The 18,256-nt window shown below is 69.3% G+C and carries 14 protein-coding genes; 5 read left to right on the top strand and 9 right to left on the bottom strand.

The genetic code is table 11. The annotated features are described in order from the left end of the window. Positions 1 to 34: 34 nt before the first annotated feature. On the top strand, positions 35 to 4,582 hold the full coding sequence (locus I2456_RS06290) for an ATP-dependent helicase (RefSeq protein ID WP_139822997.1): 4,548 nt from the start codon (positions 35 to 37) through the stop codon (positions 4,580 to 4,582). 3 nt (positions 4,583 to 4,585) lie between these two features. Next, positions 4,586 to 5,341 carry an endonuclease VIII Nei2 gene (gene nei2, locus I2456_RS06285; RefSeq protein ID WP_068159125.1) on the top strand — a complete coding sequence of 252 codons (756 nt, stop codon included), beginning with the start codon at positions 4,586 to 4,588 and terminating at the stop codon, positions 5,339 to 5,341. A gap of 6 nt (positions 5,342 to 5,347) precedes the next feature. On the opposite strand, the gene I2456_RS06280 is transcribed toward nei2, so the two are convergent. The 3 genes from I2456_RS06280 to pstS form a co-directional block, all read right to left on the bottom strand. Beyond that, entirely contained in the window at positions 5,348 to 6,262 is a 915-nt protein-coding gene (locus tag I2456_RS06280; RefSeq protein ID WP_085072778.1) for an extracellular catalytic domain type 1 short-chain-length polyhydroxyalkanoate depolymerase, read from the bottom strand. Positions 6,263 to 6,335: 73 nt separating this feature from the next. Continuing rightward, positions 6,336 to 7,490 (bottom strand): PPE family protein, encoded by a 1,155-nt coding sequence (locus I2456_RS06275; RefSeq protein WP_068159129.1) that lies wholly within the window; start codon positions 7,488 to 7,490, stop codon positions 6,336 to 6,338. Positions 7,491 to 7,581: 91 nt separating this feature from the next. After that, positions 7,582 to 8,670, bottom strand: coding sequence for a phosphate ABC transporter substrate-binding protein PstS (pstS, locus tag I2456_RS06270; protein ID WP_241007951.1), 1,089 nt, complete (start codon positions 8,668 to 8,670; stop codon positions 7,582 to 7,584). Between the two features lie 249 nt (positions 8,671 to 8,919). Here pstS and I2456_RS06265 point away from each other — a divergent pair, with 249 nt between their 5' ends. Then, positions 8,920 to 9,255: a DUF732 domain-containing protein gene (locus I2456_RS06265; RefSeq protein WP_068033582.1), complete on the top strand. Its 336-nt coding sequence runs from the start codon at positions 8,920 to 8,922 to the stop codon at positions 9,253 to 9,255. Here I2456_RS06265 and I2456_RS06260 read toward each other — a convergent pair. The 3 genes from I2456_RS06260 to I2456_RS06250 form a co-directional block, all read right to left on the bottom strand. After that, positions 9,252 to 10,109, bottom strand: coding sequence for a pseudouridine synthase (locus tag I2456_RS06260; protein WP_085072777.1), 858 nt, complete (start codon positions 10,107 to 10,109; stop codon positions 9,252 to 9,254). The genes I2456_RS06265 and I2456_RS06260 overlap by 4 nt on opposite strands. Positions 10,110 to 10,116: 7 nt before the next feature. Then, entirely contained in the window at positions 10,117 to 11,868 is a 1,752-nt protein-coding gene (locus I2456_RS06255) for a glycerol-3-phosphate dehydrogenase/oxidase (protein WP_068033964.1), read from the bottom strand. A gap of 81 nt (positions 11,869 to 11,949) precedes the next feature. Continuing rightward, complete coding sequence (locus I2456_RS06250; RefSeq protein ID WP_085072776.1) at positions 11,950 to 13,365, bottom strand: NAD(P)H-quinone dehydrogenase; 1,416 nt, start codon at positions 13,363 to 13,365, stop codon at positions 11,950 to 11,952. 100 nt (positions 13,366 to 13,465) lie between these two features. On the opposite strand from I2456_RS06250, the gene I2456_RS06245 reads away from it, so the two are divergent. After that, positions 13,466 to 13,945 (top strand): gamma-glutamylcyclotransferase family protein, encoded by a 480-nt coding sequence (locus tag I2456_RS06245; RefSeq protein ID WP_068033586.1) that lies wholly within the window; start codon positions 13,466 to 13,468, stop codon positions 13,943 to 13,945. A gap of 105 nt (positions 13,946 to 14,050) precedes the next feature. Here I2456_RS06245 and I2456_RS06240 read toward each other — a convergent pair whose 3' ends face one another. The 3 genes from I2456_RS06240 to I2456_RS06230 all read right to left on the bottom strand — a co-directional run bounded on the left by I2456_RS06240 (position 14,051) and on the right by I2456_RS06230 (position 17,400). Continuing rightward, entirely contained in the window at positions 14,051 to 14,932 is an 882-nt protein-coding gene (locus tag I2456_RS06240) for an endonuclease domain-containing protein (RefSeq protein ID WP_085072775.1), read from the bottom strand. A 108-nt stretch (positions 14,933 to 15,040) separates the two neighbouring features. Then, complete coding sequence (locus I2456_RS06235) at positions 15,041 to 16,210, bottom strand: amidohydrolase (RefSeq protein WP_085072774.1); 1,170 nt, start codon at positions 16,208 to 16,210, stop codon at positions 15,041 to 15,043. Then, entirely contained in the window at positions 16,207 to 17,400 is a 1,194-nt protein-coding gene (locus tag I2456_RS06230; RefSeq protein ID WP_085072773.1) for an amidohydrolase, read from the bottom strand. Before I2456_RS06230 ends, I2456_RS06235 begins: the two co-directional genes overlap by 4 nt. 100 nt (positions 17,401 to 17,500) lie before the next feature. On the opposite strand from I2456_RS06230, the gene I2456_RS06225 reads away from it, so the two are divergent. Continuing rightward, on the top strand, positions 17,501 to 18,256 hold the full coding sequence (locus tag I2456_RS06225; RefSeq protein ID WP_139822996.1) for a purine-nucleoside phosphorylase: 756 nt from the start codon (positions 17,501 to 17,503) through the stop codon (positions 18,254 to 18,256).

The following is an 18,256-nucleotide window of genomic DNA, read 5'->3' as shown; positions in this document are numbered from 1 at the left end:
TTGGCACCATGGTGAGGTGAGCTCCGCCCCGTCCCTGCCCGCCGAATCCCTCGGCCGATTCAGCGCGATCACCCGCGACTGGTTCGCCAGCACATTTCCCGCGCCCACCACCGCCCAGGCCAGTGCGTGGTCGGCGATCGCCGCCGGGGACAACACGTTGGTCATCGCGCCGACGGGTTCCGGCAAGACGCTCGCGGCGTTCCTGTGGGCGCTGGACAGCCTGGCCGCCGCGCCGGAACGGCCGAAGGGAACCAGTGTCCTTTATGTCTCCCCGCTCAAGGCGCTGGCCGTCGACGTCGAACGCAACCTGCGCACCCCGCTCGCGGGGTTGACCCGGCTGGCCGAGCGCCGCGGACTGCCCGCACCGAACATCAGCGTGGGCGTCCGTTCCGGTGACACCCCGCCGGCGCTGCGTCGCCAGCTCATCTCTCATCCACCCGACGTGCTGATCACCACCCCGGAGTCACTGTTTCTGATGTTGACTTCGGCGGCGCGCGAAACGCTGACCGGGGTGCGAACCGTCATCGTCGACGAGGTCCACGCCATCGCCGCCTCCAAACGGGGTGCGCATCTGGCGTTGTCCCTGGAGCGCCTCGACGAGCTGTCACCGGAGCGGCCCGCGCAACGCATCGGGCTGTCGGCGACCGTTCGCCCGCCCGAGGAGCTCGCGCGGTTCTTGTCCGGCCAGTCCCCCACCACCATCGTCGCGCCGCCCTCGGCCAAGACGGTGGACCTTTCGGTCCAGGTCCCGGTGCCCGACATGGCCAACCTGGACAACAACTCGATCTGGCCGGATGTGGAGGAGCGGCTGGTCGACCTCATCGAGTCGCACAACTCGACGATCGTGTTCGCCAACTCGCGCCGGCTGGCCGAGCGGCTCACCGCACGGCTGAACGAAATCCACGCCGAGCGTTCCGGCATCGCCCCGCCGTCCGACGCCAACCCGCAGGTTCCCGGGGGTGCGCCGGCCTACATCATGGGCAGCGGCCAGACCTTCGGAGCGCCGCCGCTGCTGGCCCGCGCGCATCACGGGTCGGTCAGTAAGGAACAGCGCGCCATCGTCGAAGAGGACCTCAAACGGGGCGAGCTCAAAGCGGTGGTCGCGACCTCGAGCCTGGAACTGGGCATTGACATGGGCGCGGTCGATCTGGTGATCCAGGTGGAGGCGCCGCCGTCGGTGGCCAGCGGCCTGCAGCGCATCGGACGAGCCGGCCATCAGGTCGGTGAAGTGTCGCGCGGGGTGCTGTTCCCCAAGCACCGCACCGACTTGATCGGCTGCGCGGTCAGCGTGCAACGCATGCTGGCCGGCCAGATCGAGACCATGCGGGTGCCCGCCAACCCGCTGGACATCCTGGCCCAACAGACGGTGGCGGCCGCCTCGCTGGAGCCGTTGGACGCCGACGCCTGGTTCGACACCGTGCGCCGCAGCGCCCCGTTCGCCACGCTGCCGCGCAGCGTCTTCGAGGCCACGCTGGACCTGTTGTCCGGCAAGTACCCCTCGACCGAATTCGCCGAGCTGCGGCCGCGGCTGGTGTACGACCGCGACTCCGGCACGCTGACCGCACGGCCCGGCGCGCAGCGGCTCGCCGTCACCTCCGGCGGCGCCATCCCCGACCGCGGGCTGTTCACCGTCTACCTGGCCACCGACTCCGAAACCCCGTCGCGGGTCGGCGAACTCGACGAGGAAATGGTGTACGAGTCGCGGCCCGGGGACGTCATCTCGCTGGGCGCCACCAGTTGGCGGATCACCGAGATCACCCATGACCGGGTGCTGGTGATCCCGGCGCCGGGCCAGCCGGCCCGGTTGCCGTTCTGGCGCGGCGACGACGTCGGGCGCCCCGCCGAACTCGGCGCCGCGCTGGGCGCGTTCACCGGCGAACTGGCCGGGCTGGACCGCAATGCCTTCCAAAAACGTTGCGCACAGCTGGGTTTCGACGACTATGCGACGGACAACCTGTGGGTGCTGCTGGACGAGCAGCGCACCGCCACCCGCGTGGTGCCCACCGACACCACCTTGCTGGTCGAGCGGTTCCGCGACGAGCTGGGCGACTGGCGCGTGATCCTGCACTCGCCGTACGGGCTGCGGGTGCACGGGCCACTCGCGCTGGCGGTGGGCCGGCGACTGCGCGACCGGTACGGCATCGACGAGAAGCCGACCGCCTCCGACGACGGCATCGTGGTGCGCCTGCCCGACACGGTCTCCGACACCGGCACCGACGCCCCGCCCGGCGCCGAGTTGTTCGTCTTCGACGCCGACGAGATCGACCCGATCGTGACCGCCGAAGTGGGCAATTCGGCGCTGTTCGCGTCTCGGTTCCGGGAATCGGCGGCGCGCGCCCTGCTGCTGCCCCGCCGCAATCCCGGCCGCCGGTCGCCGCTGTGGCATCAGCGGCAACGCGCCGCCCAACTGCTGGAAGTCGCCCGCAAATACCCCGACTTCCCGATCGTGCTGGAAACCGTGCGCGAATGCCTGCAAGACGTCTACGACGTCCCGACGCTGGTCCGGTTGATGAATGAGATCGCCCAGCGGCGCATCCGGGTGCTGGAAGCCGAGACGGCCCGGCCTTCCCCGTTCGCGGCGTCACTGCTGTTCGGCTACGTCGGCGCGTTCATGTACGAGGGCGACGTTCCGCTGGCCGAGCGGCGCGCCGCCGCGCTGTCGCTGGACAGCACGCTGCTCGCCGAACTCCTGGGCCGCGTCGAGCTGCGCGAACTGCTCGACCCCGACGTGATCGCCGGCACCGGCCGCCAGTTGCAACACCTGTCCGACGACCGGCACGCCCGCGACGCCGAAGGTGTCGCCGACCTACTGCGCCTGCTGGGCCCGCTCACCGAGGATGAGATCGCCGCCCGCTCGGATGCCTCCGATGTCGGCGGCTGGCTGGAAGGATTGCGCGCCGCCCGACGCGCGCTGACCGTGTCTTTCGCCGGCCAGAATTGGTGGGTCGCCGTCGAGGACATCGGCAGGTTGCGCGACGGCGTGGGCGCCGCGGTTCCGGTGGGCCTGCCGGCCAGCTTCACCGAGGCGGTGGCCGACCCCCTGGGAGAGCTGCTGGGCCGCTATGCGCGCACCCGCACCCCCTTCACCACCGCCGAAGCCGCCGCCCGGTTCGGACTGGGACTGCGGGTGACCGCCGACGTGCTGGGCCGGTTGGCCAGTGACGGGCGGTTGGTCCGCGGCGACTTCGTCGCCACCGCGGGACCTACGGGGACATCGGGCGCCGAACAATGGTGTGACGCCGAGGTGCTGCGCATCCTGCGACGCCGTTCGCTGGCCGCGTTGCGCGCCCAGGTGGAACCGGTCAGCACCGCCGCCTACGGTCGCTTCCTGCCGGCCTGGCATCACGTCGGCACGGATTCCTCTTCGGCATATGCGGGTCTGGACGGGCTGACGGCGGTCATCGATCAGCTCGCCGGGGTGCGGTTGCCGGCCTCGGCGCTGGAACCGTTGGTGCTGGGCCCGCGGGTGCGTGACTACTCCCCGGCGCTGCTCGACGAGTTGCTGGCGACCGGGGAGGTCACCTGGTCGGGCGCCGGGTCGATCTCGGGCAGCGACGGCTGGATCGCCCTGCACCCGGCCGAGACAGCGCCGTTGACCCTGGCCGCACCGGCCGAGATCGACTTCACCGACGTCCATCGGGCGATCCTAAACAGCCTGGCCGGTGGCGGCGCCTACTTCTTCCGCCAGCTGCCCCAGCACGGTCATAGCGAGGCTGACTTGAAAGCCGCGCTGTGGGAACTGATTTGGGCCGGCTGGATCACCGGCGACACCTTCGCACCGGTGCGGGCGCTGCTGGGCGGCGCCTCGGGGGCGCGCAAACGCTCGGCGCCGGCGCATCGGTCGCACCGGCCCCCGCGCCTGAGCCGGTACAGCGTCGCGCACGCGCAGACCCGCACCGACCCCACGGTGGCCGGCCGGTGGTCGGCGCTGCCGACGCCCGAGCCGGATTCGACGCTGCGCGCCCATTACCAGGCGGAGTTGCTGCTCAACCGGCACGGTGTGCTGACCAAGGGCGCGGTCGCCACCGAGGGCGTGCCCGGCGGGTTCGCCACTCTCTACAAGGTTTTGAGCGCGTTCGAGGATGCCGGCCGCTGCCAGCGCGGTTACTTCGTCGAGTCGTTGGGCGGGGCGCAGTTCGCCGTCGCGTCGACCGTCGACCGGCTGCGCAGCTACTCCGACGGTGTGGATCCCGAACGGCCGGACTACCGGGCGGTGGTGCTTGCCGCCGCCGATCCGGCCAACCCCTACGGCGCTGCCCTACCCTGGCCGAGCACCGAGGGCGACGGCTCGGCCCGGCCGGGCCGGAAAGCCGGCGCCCTGGTGGTGCTGGTCGACGGTGCGCTGGCCTGGTTCTTGGAGCGCGGTGGACGTTCGCTGTTGACCTTCACCGACGATCCGGGCGCCAACGGCGCGGCGGCCACCGCGCTGGCCGAGTTGGTCGCGAACCGCCGGGTGGCCTCCCTGCTGGTGGAGCGGGTCGACGGGGCGCCGGTACTGCAACCCGGTGCACCGGCCCCGGTGACCGACGCGCTCGTCGACGCCGGATTCGCCCGCACGCCGCGCGGATTGCGACTGCGATAAGCCATGCCCGAAGGGGACACCGTCTGGCATACCGCGGCCAAGCTGCGCGAACATCTGGTCGGCCGCACGCTCACCCGCTGCGATGTCCGGGTGCCTCGCTATGCCACGGTCGACCTCACCGGTCAGGTGGTCGACGAGGTGATCAGTCGCGGCAAGCACCTGTTCATCCGGGTCGGCCCGGCCAGCATCCACTCCCACATGAAGATGGACGGCAGCTGGCGCGTCGGTGAGCGAGCGGTCAGGATCGACTACCGGGCACGAATTGTGTTGGAAGCGGGGCCTATTCGGGCCGTCGGCTACGACCTGGGTGTGCTGGAGATCCTCGAGCGCGATCAGGACGACGCGGCCGTCGCGCACCTGGGACCCGATCTGCTGGGCGAAGACTGGGATCCGCAGGTCGCCACGGCCAATCTGACGGCCGATCCGGACCGACCCCTCGCCGAGGCGCTGCTCGACCAGCGGGTGCTGGCCGGGGTAGGCAACGTCTACGCCAACGAACTGTGTTTCGTCACCGGGCATCTGCCCACGGCCCCGGTGAGCGCGGTCAGCGACCCCCAGCGGTTGCTGGTCCGCGCCCGGGAAATGTTGTGGCTGAACAGGTTTCGCTGGAACCGCTGCACCACCGGGGACACCCGCAACGGCCGGCAGCTGTGGGTCTACGGCCGCGCCGGGCAGCGCTGCCGGCGCTGCGGCACACCGATCAACTACGACGGCAGCGGCGACCGGGTGACCTACTGGTGTCCGACCTGCCAGCGCTGAACCGGCTCAGTCCCGGCCGTGCGCCACGAAGAACTGCGCGATGATCTGGGACGCGTCGAAGGCCCGGGTGGTGGACCCGATGACGGGCTTGGGCAGATATTGCTTGGCGCCCGGCCAGGTGTGCCCGCCGTTGTCGATCTGGTAGAACACCACCGCGGTGCCGTCGGCACAGGTGGTGGATTCGAAGCGCCGCACGACGGTCCCATCCCCGACGTTGGGCAGGGTCTGCTCGGTCGGCTCCCCCTGGCAGCGATCCACCGTGCGCCATTCGTTCACCATGCTGGTAGCCGAGATGGCGCGACTGACCCCGCCGCGCCCGCGGACGTCGCCGCCGTTGAACGGCACCACGCGGTCGGCGGTGCCGTGCGCGGCCAACACCGACACCGGCCGGGACGGGTTACAGGACACCCCGGCGCCCAGTGTGCCGGAGATCGGGGCGATGGCGGCGAAAAGATCGGCGTGATCGCAAGCCAGCCGATTGGACATGAAGCCGCCGTTGGACATCCCGGTGGCGAAGATGTGCCCGGCAGGCACGCTGAACTCTTTGGCCACCTTGTCCACCAGAGCGACCAGGAAGCCGATGTCGTCGAGATGGCGGCGGTCAGCCGGCGCGGCACCTCTGCCGTCGGCCCAGCTCTTGTCGTAGCCGTCCGGGTAGACCACCAACAAGTTGTTGATATCGGCGACCGAATCGAAGTTGGTCAGGCCCTGCTGCCCAGCCCCGGTGCCACCACCGCCGTGCAGATTGAGCACCAGGCCGGCGGGCGGACCCGGGGGCACGTGCACGGTGTAGGTCCGGTTCATCCCGCCGAACTTGAAGGCTCCCGGGTCATTATGGGAACTGGCCGCCGAAACCGGCCGCCCGCACGCGCAGAGCACGACCGCGAGGGCGGCGAGCGAGAGCAGTCGGGCCCAAGGCATGACCGCCAAATTACCCAGCCCGTCCGCGACCCGGATGATGACCTCGGTTACTTGACCCCAATTTTCGACTTGCTCAGCCCGCCGAGGGGGGTCGCGGCATGAACGTGCCCTTGAGCTCCATGCCCATCGCCAGGTCTTCGTACTTCTGCTGCTTGCGCTTGCGCCAGCCACTACCGGCCGAGATGGGCGGCGGCATCAGCGGGGGCAGCATCGGGAACCCAGCGTCGCCCGCTGCCAGCGGCGTCGCCGCCGAGGCGAGCTGCACGGGGGTCTGCGCCGCGGGCAGCAGCCCGACCACCGCCGGTGGTGCGGTCAGGTTGCCCATCGACACTCCGACGCCCAGCGCGGCGGTCGGTTCCGCCGCGCCCACGGCTCGCGACAGGCTGGCCACCGTATCCCCCAGCGCCGCTTCGCCTTCGGAGAGGCCTTCTCCAATTTCGGGGGCGACCGACTGCAGGGCTTGGGCCGAGGTGTTCTGCGCCAGATAGCTGAGCAGGTTGATGGGGAATCCGGAGGAGAGGAACTGGTTGGCGTAGGTGTTGGCCAAGCCGAACCAGCCGCTGTTCGGGTTGAAGCCCACGCCGAAGGCCTGGAACAACGAATCCAGCGGAGAGACGGCCTCGGCGGGGGCCGCCGCGGCCCCCGCCGAGGCCGCGGGAGCAGCGGCCGCCGACACGGCAGCGGCCTGTCTGTTGGTACCCGCCGGATCGGTGATCGCGGGAGGCGAGGTGAACTGCGGCAGCGCGAGGGCTTGTTGGGTGGCCGTCTGATAGCGAGACATCGCCGCGGAGTTGTTCACCCACATGTTCTCGTACTGCTCTTCGGTCTGGGCGATGGCCGGCAGGTTCTTGCCGAATTGGTTGGTGGCCAGCAACTGCGCCAGCTGGGTCCGGTTGGCGGTGACCACCGAGGGAGGCACGACGCTGGCAAGCGTCGATGCGAAGGCGGCGGTGGCGGCTTGCGCCGAGGCACTCAGCTGTTGGCACTGCTGGGCGGTGGTTTGCAGCCACGCGAGGTAAGGAGCGACAGCGTCGGTCATCACCGCTGCAGACGGACCGCTCCAGCCCTCGGCGAGCGTCGCCAGCACCGGAGAGTACAAGCGGGTGGACTCTTCCAATTCGGTCGCCAATCGCTCCCAGGCATCCGACGCTGCGATCAATGATTCCGCGCCCGGTCCCGAGTGAATCAAGGCCGAGGTGATCTCGGGAGGCAACGTTATGAATTCCACAGCACCGCTATTTGACCATGAAAGAAAAATTCCCGGAAACGTTACGTTGACGACAACGGGAAGAAGCCCGGAACATCTCGAGTCGGCGGAATCACCCGATGGCGTTGACCGCGGTCGACAACCGCCCCTTGAACTCGTCGGGAATGGGGATATAGCCGTTGTCGACCAGACCGCTTTGTCCCGGGCCTAGCGCGCTGTGCAGAAACGCGCGGACCGCCGCCCCGACCTGCGGGTCGGCGTACTTCGAGCAGACGATCTCGTAGGTCGCCAGCACGATCGGGTACGCGCCGGGCTGGTTGGGCCGGTAGAAGGAGATGGTGTCGAAGGCCAGGTCGTTGCCCTCCTTGGTGAACCACGCAGCAGAAATGGTCTTGCCCACCGAGTCCGGGTTGATTGCTATGGCGTCCGGGCCGGCCGAGGTGATGACCTTCGCCGTATTCAGGTGCTGCGCCTGGGCGAACGACCATTCGACGTAGCTGATCGAACCTTCGGCGGTGCCGACTGCCGCAGCGGCACCCTCGTTGCCCTTGGCGCCCTCACCGACTCCGCCGTTGAACGCCTTGCCGGCGCCCTTGCCCCACGCACCGCCCGAAGCCGTATCCAGATACCTCTGGAAGTTGTCGGAGGTGCCGGACTCGTCACTGCGGAAAACGACACGAATGGGTTCGGCGGGTAAGACGACGCCGGCATTGAGTGCCCCGATCGCGGGATCGTTCCAGCTGGTGATGGCGCCGTTGAAGATCTTCGCCGCGGTCGGGCCGTCCAGGGTCAACGACGTCAGGCCCTTGACGTTGTAGGCAATGGCGATGGGCCCGAACACCATTGGCAGGTTCCACGCCGGGGAGCCGCAGCGCTGCTGCGCGCGGGCGTATTCGTCCTTGCTCAGCGGTGAGTCCGACCCAGCGAAGTCCGTTTGGTTGCTGAGGAATTCGCTGATGCCGGCACCAGAACCGTTGGCCGTGTAATTCACCGAGTGTCCGGCGCAGGCTTGTTCGAAAGCCTTGACGAACCGGGTCATCGCGTTCTCTTGGGCGGTGGAACCGCTGGCCTTCAACGTCGACTTGCCGCCACAGGCCGCCGTCGTGGTCGTCGCGCTCGGTGCGCTGGCGTTGTTGTCGCTCCCGCACCCCGAGAGCAGCACCGCCACGATCGCCACAACGCCAAACTTATTTGAGCTCAGGGAGATTCCTCGACGCCACGCGAGAAGGATCGCAGTCATGCGGCATGATAACAAGGATCCGCCGGTGCACCACCGTGCCCGATCAGGGCGTTGGCACTCGGCGGCCGCGAGTTCAAGCGCAGTTTCTGATCAATTCACCGGCCCGACAGATCTGCGCCAACTACGCCGCGATTATCGCTCGTGTTTTGGCTGGGTAAGCTGGGTATTTCGGCTGGGTTCCACCAATCATGCGTCGGGGAGGTTATTGCGATGGTGATCAGCAAAGCCCGCAGGCGTGCGCCGTTCCTCGGCCTGCTTGCCGTCGTCTCCGTGTGCCTGGTCATCGCGGGGACTTCCAGCGCCCATGCCGATGGGGTCGACGACGCGTTCCTCAACGCGGTGAAAGCCAAAGGCATCAACTTCGCCTCACCACAGGCCGCGATCATCGCCGGGCACCAGGTCTGCGACGAACTCGACCTGGGCCGGCAAAAGGGTGACGTGGCCAACGACCTGAGCGCCAACAGCAACCTCGACGGGTACCGCGCCGGGTACTTCGTCGGCGTCAGCATCGCCGCATTCTGCCCGCGGCACCACGCCACGGCTTAGATCTCGAGACCGCTGACGAACACCCGAGTCAACCCGGTCACCGGGTCATCGAACTCGATACGCTGCGCCAGCAGCCGCAGCGGCGTGCTGAAGTCGTGCTCGGGGACATCGATCACGTTCGGATACAACGGGTCTCCGGCAATCGGTATCCCCAGCGATGCCATGTGCACCCGCAGTTGGTGGGTGCGCCCGGTGCGCGGCGTCAACCGGTACAGCCCGTCCGGTGACAGCAACTCGATCCACGTCTCGGCGTTGGGTACGCCGGGCTCGCTCACCGCTTGCAGGTGTCCCCGGCGTTTGACGATGCGGTTGCGCACCACCCGCGGCAGCACCAGATCGGGGTGCACCGCGGCGCGCGCCAGGTAGGTCTTGCGCACGGCGCCTTGCGCGAACAGTGTCTGGTAGCGGCCGCGTAGCTCGCGGCGGGTGGTGAACACCAGCACGCCGGCGGTGAGCCGGTCCAGGCGGTGGGCCGGGCTCAACTCCGGCAAGCCGAGGCTGCGCCGCAACCGCACCAGCGCCGTCTGTGCGACGTGGCGGCCCCGGGGCATGGTCGCCAGGAAGTGCGGCTTGTCGGCGACCACGATGTTGGCGTCCTGGTAGAGCACCGGTATGTCGAAGGGCACCGGTACTTCGTCGGGCAGGTCGCGGTAGAGGTAGACGGTGGCGCCGCCGGGCAGCACCGAACTGTCATTGATGACGGCGCCGTCGGCGTCGACGACTTGTCCGGCAAGCACTTTGGCGCGGGCCGGGGCGCCGAATCGTGCCGTCAGCTCGTCCAGCACCGGCCCGCCGCGCAGCCGTACCCGCGCGGGTCCCAGTCCGTCGCGAACGGGCAGCGGCGCGGCTCTCACGGCGCGCTCAATTGAGCGGTACCGGCTCGAGGATCTCCGCGCGCGCCTCGGGTGCGCTGGCGCGCAACGTATCTGCCGAAACGTCGTCGGGCTGCGCCTGGGACAGGATCTCGGCTTCCACCCGGGCTTTGTAGTTGGACACTTCCCGCTCGACGTCGGCCGCGCTCCAGCCCAGCACGGGCGCGACGACGTCGGCGACTTCCCGGGCGCAGTCGACGCCGCGGTGCGGATATTCGATGGAGATCCGCATGCGCCGGGCCAGGATGTCTTCCAGGTGCAGCGCCCCCTCGGCGGCGACGGCGTAGAGGGCTTCGACTTTCAGGTAGCCCGGTGCCTCGGTGATCGGCGTCAGCAGTTCGGGGCGGTCGGTGGCCAGCGCGAGCACCTCGTCGAGCAGCGACCCGTAGCGCTCCAGCAGGTGGCGCACCCGGTAGGGGTGCAATCCGCGCAGTTGGCCGACGTGTTCGGCCTGATTGACCAGGGCGAAGTATCCTTCGGCGCCCAGCAGGCCCACCTTCTCGGTGATCGACGGCGCGACGCGGGCCGGAACGAACTGCACCGCCGCGTCGATCGCATCGGCGGCCATCACCCGATAGGTGGTGTACTTGCCGCCGGCGATAGCCACCAAGCCGGGGGCCGGCACCGCCACGGCGTGCTCGCGCGAGAGTTTGGACGTCTCCTCGCTTTCCCCCGCCAGCAACGGCCGCAGCCCGGCGTACACCCCGTCGATGTCGGCGTGCGTCAACGGGGTGGCCAGCACCGTGTTGACGGTGCCGAGGATGTAGTCGATGTCGGCTTTGGTGGCCGCGGGATGCGCCAGGTCCAGGTTCCAGTCGGTGTCGGTGGTGCCGATGATCCAGTGGCTGCCCCACGGGATGACGAACATCACCGACTTCTCGGTACGCAGGATGATCGCGACGTCGCTGACAATACGATCGCGCGGCACCACCACGTGCACGCCCTTTGACGCGCGCACCTGAAAACGGCCGCGCTGCTTGGACAGTGCCTGGATCTCGTCGGTCCAGACCCCGGTGGCGTTGACCACGACGTGGCCGCGGACTTCGGTGATCGCGCCGTCTTCGGAGTCGCGGACGCGCACGCCGGTGACCCGATCACCTTCGCGCAGCAGCGCTATCACCTGGGTGGAGGAGCGCACCACCGCGCCGTAATGGGCGGCGGTGCGCGCGACCGTCATGGTGTGCCGGGCGTCGTCGACGACGGTGTCGTAGTAGCGGATCCCGCCGACCAGCGCACTGCGCTTGAGCCCGGGGCTCAGCCGCAACGCCCCGGCTCGGGTCAAATGCTTTTGTGCGGGAACGGATTTCGCCCCACCCAGGGTGTCGTAGAGGAAAATGCCCGCGGCGATGTAGGGACGTTCCCACACCCGTTTGGTGAGCGGGAACAGGAAGGGCAGCGGCTTGACCAGGTGGGGCGCCAGCGTGGTCAGCGACAGTTCGCGCTCGTAGAGCGCCTCGCGCACCAGCCCGAATTCCAGTTGTTCGAGGTAACGCAGGCCGCCGTGGAACATCTTCGACGAGCGGCTCGAGGTGCCGGAGGCGAAGTCCCGGGCTTCGACGAGCGCCACTTTGAGCCCGCGAGTCGCCGCATCCAGCGCGCACCCCGAGCCCACCACGCCGCCGCCGATCACCACCACGTCGAATTGCTCGGCGCCGAGTCGCTCCCACGCCGACGCCCGCTGCGCGGGGTTCAGGGACGCAGCCGACAGCAGCGGCTGGATCTCCGATAGCGGATTGCTCACGACCACAGACTCCTGTCAGTTACTGGCCGGTAATACGTTGCCCTCCCCAGGCTAGTTTGTCCGGTGGGGTCAAGTGGCCCATCAGTCCAGATCGTCGTGGGCCATCAGCCGCCGGGAGGCCTCGGTGATCGAGCCCGACAACGACGGGTAAACGGCCAGTGTCTGGGCCAACTCGTTGACGGTGATGCGGTTCTGTACGGCCACCGCGATGGGCAGGATCAGCTCCGAGGCGATGGGTGCGACCACCACCCCGCCGATGACCACACCGGTGGAGCGGCGGCAAATGATCTTGACGAACCCTTGCCGCAGCCCCGACATCTTGGCCCGCGCGTTGGTGCGCAACGGCAACATGATGACCCGGGCGGGGATGGAGCCGTCGTCGATCATCGATTGCGGCACCCCGACCGCGGCGATCTCGGGCCGGGTGAACACGGTTGCGGCGACCGTGCGCAGCCGGATCGGGCTGACGCCCTCACCCAGCGCGTGGTACATCGCGATGCGGCCTTGCATGGCGGCGACCGAGGCCAACAGCAGCAGCCCGGTGCAGTCGCCGGCGGCGTAGATGCCCGGCACGGAGGTGCGCGAGACGCGGTCGACGGTCAGGTAGTTGTTGGGACCGAGTTCGATGCCGACGCGTTCCAGGCCCAGGCCGCCGGTGTTGGGCACCGATCCGATGGTCATCAGCGCGTGGCTGCCCTCGACCTTGCGTCCGTCGGTCATGGTGACCAGCACTCCGCTGTCGGTGCGGGTCACCGATTCGGCGCGCGCGTTCTTGAACAGCTTGACGCCGCGTTCGGCGAAGGACTCCTCCAGCACGGCGGCGGCGTCGGCGTCCTCGTAGGGCAGCACCCGGTCGCGGCTGGCCGCCACCGTCACCGGCACTCCCAACTCGGTGTAGGCGTTGACGAACTCGGCACCGGTGACCCCGGAGCCCACCACGATGAGGTGCTCGGGGAGCGACTTGAGGTCGTAGAGCTGGCGCCAGGTCAGGATGCGTTCGCCGTCGGGTTGGGCCGACGGCAGGATCCGCGGGCTGGCCCCGGTGGCGATCAGCACGACGTCGGCTTCGAGTTCGCTGGTGCTGCCGTCGGGAGCGGTGGCCTTGACCCGGTGCCGGGCCAGGCCCGGGGTGGGGTCGATCAGCTCGCCGCGCCCGGCGACCACTTGCACGCCCATGCTCTGCAGCGACGCGGTGATGTCGTCGGATTGGGCCGCCGCCAGCCGCTTGACCCGGGCGTGGATCTGCGACAACGAGATCTTGGCGTCCTCGATGTCGATCTCGAAGCCCAGGTCGGGGGCGCGGCGCAGCTCGGTGCGCAACCCGGTGGAGGCGATGAACGTCTTGGAGGGCACGCAGTCGTCGAGCACCGCGGCGCCGCCGATGCCTTCGGAGTCGATGATGGTGACTTCGGTGGTGTCCGGATGCGACGTCGCGGCCACCACCGCGGCTTCGTAACCCGCCGGGCCGCCACCAATGATCACGATGCGGGTCACCACAGTGCCAACCTAGCTTGATCGTCGCGCGCGCCGCAGTGTGACGTGAGGTGCGATCGCTTGGATGGACGCCGAACGTTCACCCGCCGTCTAAGCTTTCTCCGTGCCGATCTACGCCGCCTACGGGTCGAACATGCATCCCGAGCAGATGCTCAAGCGGGCACCCCACTCCCCGATGGCCGGAACCGGCTGGTTACACGGCTGGCGGCTGACCTTCGGCGGCGAGGACATCGGCTGGGAAGGGGCCCTGGCGACGGTCGTCGAGGACCCCGATTCCAAGGTGTTCGTCGTCCTCTACGACATGACGCCGGCCGACGAGATCAATCTCGACCAGTGGGAGGGCTCGGAGTTCGGCGTGCACAAGAAGATCCGCTGCCGCGTCGAGCGGTTGTCGTCGGACACCACCACCGATCCCGTGCTGGCCTGGCTGTATGTGCTGGACGCCTGGGAGGGCGGGCTGCCGTCGGCGCGGTATCTCGGGGTGATGGCCGACGCCGCTGAAATAGCCGGTGCGCCAGAGGATTACGTGCACGATTTGCGGACCCGCCCGGCCCGCAACATCGGCCCCGGCACCTCGTCCTAGCTTCTGCCGCTTCTGCCGCCTTCTGCCGCCGTTTGGCCGCGAGCGTGCGTGTCTGTACAGCGACACGCCGTCGCGGCCGGCATTCTGCGCACGTTCGCGGTCAGGTCATGCGGCTCGTTGCAGTCGCGTCGCCAGACGATCGACCAGTTCCTGCGGCCGGTACCGCACGTCCTCGGCCACAATCGGCACGACCACCCAGCGCAGGTCCTGCAGCGCTGCGCCGCGCCGACGGTCACGAAGGAAGGCTTGCGGACCGCTGTGCCAGTCGACCCCGTCGTATTCGGCTGCCAACCGGAATTCGGGCCAGGCGAAGTCGAGTCGCCAAAGCCGGCCCTGCGTGTCGACGATCTCGTATTGCAGGACCGGTTGCGGCAAGCCGCCGTCGATCATGACCAGCCGCGCCTCGCTTTCCATCGGTGACTCGGCCAGCGGCGACGCCAGGCTGAGCAATTCGCGTGCGGCCACGATGCCCCGGCGACCGGACTGCTGCTTGATCGCCAGCCCCAGTTCGGCTCGACTGCACGTGCCGCTGCGCAGCGCCGCGTCCAGCGTCGCGAGTGCTCGCGGCCGGCGCAGCACGCGCGCCACCTCGATCGCCGTCCACGCCGGAGCCGTGAGGAGTCGCCCGCCGACCACGGTTAACGGCGCGCCGGTACGCCGATGCACAACCAGCCCGTCGGCCGATCGCAATTGACTTCCACCCGGATTGAGCACGTGCACATCGGCGGTTCGTTCGGTGTCGAAGCCGTACGCCGCGGCAGCGGTTCCCATGCAGGCCGCGACGGTTTTGCCGGCGGCCAGGTCGAGTCCGCGAAGCCGCAACTCGGTGGTCACGTCGCCGCGACCGTATACGCCGTACCAAACCTTTTGCAGCGCACCCGTTCTCAGCTGCTCCTCGAGCCCGCGCCGGGTCAGGAAGGTGAGCGCCTGCGCGCAGGTTACGACGCCACCTTGGGTCTCTAACAGGTGGGTGAGCCCGGTATTCATGCGGGCTATGGTCGGGGCGCCGCGAGCGGCCCACAATTCACCCGCGCGAGCGTGCGCAGAATGTCAGCCGCAGCGGCGTGTCGCTGTACAGACACGCACGCTCGCGGGTTAGAACTTGGCGGCCTGCTCGACGATGTTGGCCATCACCCGCACCCCGATGCCCAGCGCCCGCTCGTCGAGGTCGAACGTCGGCTGATGCAGGTCCAGCTGCGGGCCCTCGCCCGACCACACCCCGAGGCGGGCCATGGCGCCGGGGATTTCCTCCAGATACCAGGAAAAGTCCTCGCCGCCGCCGGACTGGCGGGTGTCGGCCAGCACGTCGGGGCCCAGGGCGTCGATCGCGTGAATGAGGATGCGGGTCGAGACGTCCTCGTTGACTACCGGCGGGACCCCGCGGTGGTAGCTCAGTGTGTGCTCGATCCGCAGCGGCGACAGCAGCGCGTCGACGGCCTCGCGGATGATGTCCTCGAGGTCGACCCAGGCCTGCCGGCTGGCCGTGCGCACGGTCCCGGCCAGCACGCCGGTCTGCGGAATGGCGTTGGCGGCGACCCCCGCGTTGACCGCACCCCACACCAGCACCGTGCTGTTGCGCGGGTCGAGACGACGCGACAACACCCCGGGCACTCCGGTGATCAGCGTCCCCAGCCCGTAGACCAGGTCGGCGGTCAAGTGCGGGCGTGAGGTGTGCCCGCCGGGTGAGTACAGCGTGATCTCCATCCGGTCGGCCGCCGACGTGATCGGGCCGTGCCTGGTGGCGACCTTGCCGACCTCCAGCCTCGGGTCGCAGTGCAGGGCGAAAATTCGGGAGATCCCCGACAGCGCACCGGCCGCGATCGCGTCGATGGCGCCGCCGGGCATCAGCTCCTCGGCGGCCTGGAAGATCAACCGCACCCCGACCGGCAATTCGGGCACCGCCGCCAACGCCTGCGCGGTTCCCAGCAGGATCGCGGTGTGCGCGTCATGACCGCAGGCATGCGAGACGTTGGGCATCGTCGAGGCGTAGGGCGCCCCGGTGCGCTCGGCCATGGGCAGCGCGTCCATGTCGGCGCGCAGCGCGATCCGCGGCTGGTGTTCGGGGCCGAAGTCACAGGTCAGCCCGGTACCGCCGGGCAATGCTTTGGGGTTGAGTCCGACCTCGGCCAGCCGTTCGGCCACGAACTGGGTGGTGGCGTACTCCTGCCGACCTAGTTCGGGGTAGCGGTGGATGTGCCGGCGCCACGCGACCAGGTCGTCGTAGTGGGCGGCAAGCCACGACTCGGTGCTGTCGACCAGGCTCATGCGTCGGCCCCGCTGCTTCTGCGCTGCTGCGCCTCCAGCACGCGGTCTCGCTGGTCGGGCTGCGCAGCAAGCTGAACGACGGTGCGCGCCAACATGATCGCCCCGTCCACCACCGCCTTGTCGGCGCTGGCACCGGCGGCCGCGGCGGCGAACGCGCGCTGGTGCACGGTGGCGCCGCCGGCGTCGAGGCCGATGACCGGATGGATCCCCGGGATCACGTGCGTCACGTTGCCCATATCGGTGCTGCCCATCGGCAGCGCCGCCTCGATCTCCGCCGGTACCGGCTCGCGGTCCAGCCGACGCATCTCGTCGCGGAACACATTGACCAGCCACTGGTCGGGCCGCAGTTCGGCGTACGCCGGCGCGGGCGTTTCGATGTCGTATTCACAGCCGGCGGCCAGCGCGCCCGCGGCGAAGCAGGCGTACATCCGGCCTTCGAGGTCGCGCAGCGAGTCCGACTCGACGGCGCGCATCGCATATTGCAGCGCGGCGCGCCCGGGAATGACGTTCACGGCCTGTCCGCCGTTGGTGACGATGCCGTGCACCAGCTGTCCGGGCGCCAACTGCTGGCGCAGCAGCCCGATGGCCACTTGGGCGACGGTCACCGCGTCGGCGGCGTTGAGCCCGAGATGGGGCGCGACGGCGGCGTGCGATTCCTTGCCGCGGTACTCGACGGTCACCTCCGACAAGGCCAGCGACCGGGCCCCCGCAATGTCGATCGGTCCCGGATGCACCATCACAGCCACCGCGACATCGTCGAATGTGCCGGCCTCGAGCAGCAAGGCTTTTCCGCCGCCAGATTCTTCGGCCGGAGTGCCCAGCAGAGCCACCTTTATGCCCAGGTCATCGGCCACTTCGGCCAACGCCAGGGCGGCGCCCACGGCCGAGGCGGCGATGATGTTGTGCCCGCAGGCATGACCGATGTCAGGCAGCGCGTCGTATTCGGCGCAGATACCCACCACCAGCGGTCCGCTGCCGAAGTCGGCCCGGAACGCGGTGTCCAGACCACCGGCGGCCGCGGTCATCTCGAAACCGCGCTCGGCGACCAGGGCTTGGGCCTTCGCGCAGCTGCGGTGCTCGGCGAACGCCAGCTCGGGCTCGGCGTGGATGGCGTGGGACAGTTCGACCAGATCGCCGCGCCGGCGCCGCACCAATTCCTCGACACTATCCAGGGCGCTGGCTGCGGACATCTAGCCAGTATCCCATCGGCGCGCAGCGGACTCACACCATCGCCGGATTAGGCTCGCCACTGTGACTGACCCGGCCGAACTCGCCCGGCAGGCGGCGCAGATGATCGCCGAGCGGACCGGACACGACCGGCACGACGTCGCGGTCGTGCTGGGGTCGGGCTGGTCGCCGGCGATCGCGGCGCTGGGCTCGCCGACCGCCGTCCTGCCCCAAGCCGACGTGCCCGGGTTCGCCCCGCCGCGCGCCGCCGGCCACGCCGGGGAGCTGTTGTCGGTGCCGGTCGGCGCCCACCGGGTGCTGGTGCTGGCCGGACGCGTCCATGCCTACGAGGGCCATGACCTGCGGCACGTCGTGCACGGAGTTCGGGCGGCGTGCGCCGCGGGGGTGCACACCGTCGTGCTGACCAACGCCGCGGGCGGGCTGCGCCCCGACATGCAGATCGGTCAGCCGGTGCTGATCAGCGATCACCTGAACCTGACCGCGCGCTCACCGTTGGTCGGCGCGCAGTTCGTCGACCTGACCGACGCCTACGCCCCGCGGCTGCGCGCGCTGGCCCGAAACTGCGACCCGGAGCTGACCGAGGGTGTCTACGCGGGGTTGCCCGGCCCGCACTACGAGACGCCGGCGGAAATACGGATGCTGCAGGTCCTGGGCGCCGACCTGGTCGGTATGTCGACCGTTCACGAGACCATCGCCGCTCGGGCGGCCGGCGCCGAGGTGCTCGGCATCTCCCTGGTCACCAACCTCGCGGCCGGTCTCACCGGGGAGCCGCTGAGCCATGCCGAGGTGCTCGCCGCCGGTGCGGCGTCGGCGGCGCGAATGGGCGCGCTCCTGGCTGACGTCATTGCGCGGATGTGA

This window comes from Mycobacterium kubicae (assembly GCF_015689175.1).
Taxonomy (GTDB): domain Bacteria; phylum Actinomycetota; class Actinomycetes; order Mycobacteriales; family Mycobacteriaceae; genus Mycobacterium; species Mycobacterium kubicae.
This window is presented reverse-complemented; position numbering and strand designations above follow the sequence as displayed.

Coding starts and splice junctions, on each gene's coding strand:
- nei2 (WP_068159125.1), top strand. CDS start 4,586: ATGCCCGAAGGGGACACCGTCTGGCATACCGCGGCCAAGCTGCGCGAA.
- I2456_RS06280 (WP_085072778.1), bottom strand. CDS start 6,262: ATGCCTTGGGCCCGACTGCTCTCGCTCGCCGCCCTCGCGGTCGTGCTC.
- I2456_RS06265 (WP_068033582.1), top strand. CDS start 8,920: ATGGTGATCAGCAAAGCCCGCAGGCGTGCGCCGTTCCTCGGCCTGCTT.
- I2456_RS06240 (WP_085072775.1), bottom strand. CDS start 14,932: ATGAATACCGGGCTCACCCACCTGTTAGAGACCCAAGGTGGCGTCGTA.
- I2456_RS06235 (WP_085072774.1), bottom strand. CDS start 16,210: ATGAGCCTGGTCGACAGCACCGAGTCGTGGCTTGCCGCCCACTACGAC.
- I2456_RS06230 (WP_085072773.1), bottom strand. CDS start 17,400: ATGTCCGCAGCCAGCGCCCTGGATAGTGTCGAGGAATTGGTGCGGCGC.
- I2456_RS06225 (WP_139822996.1), top strand. CDS start 17,501: ATGATCGCCGAGCGGACCGGACACGACCGGCACGACGTCGCGGTCGTG.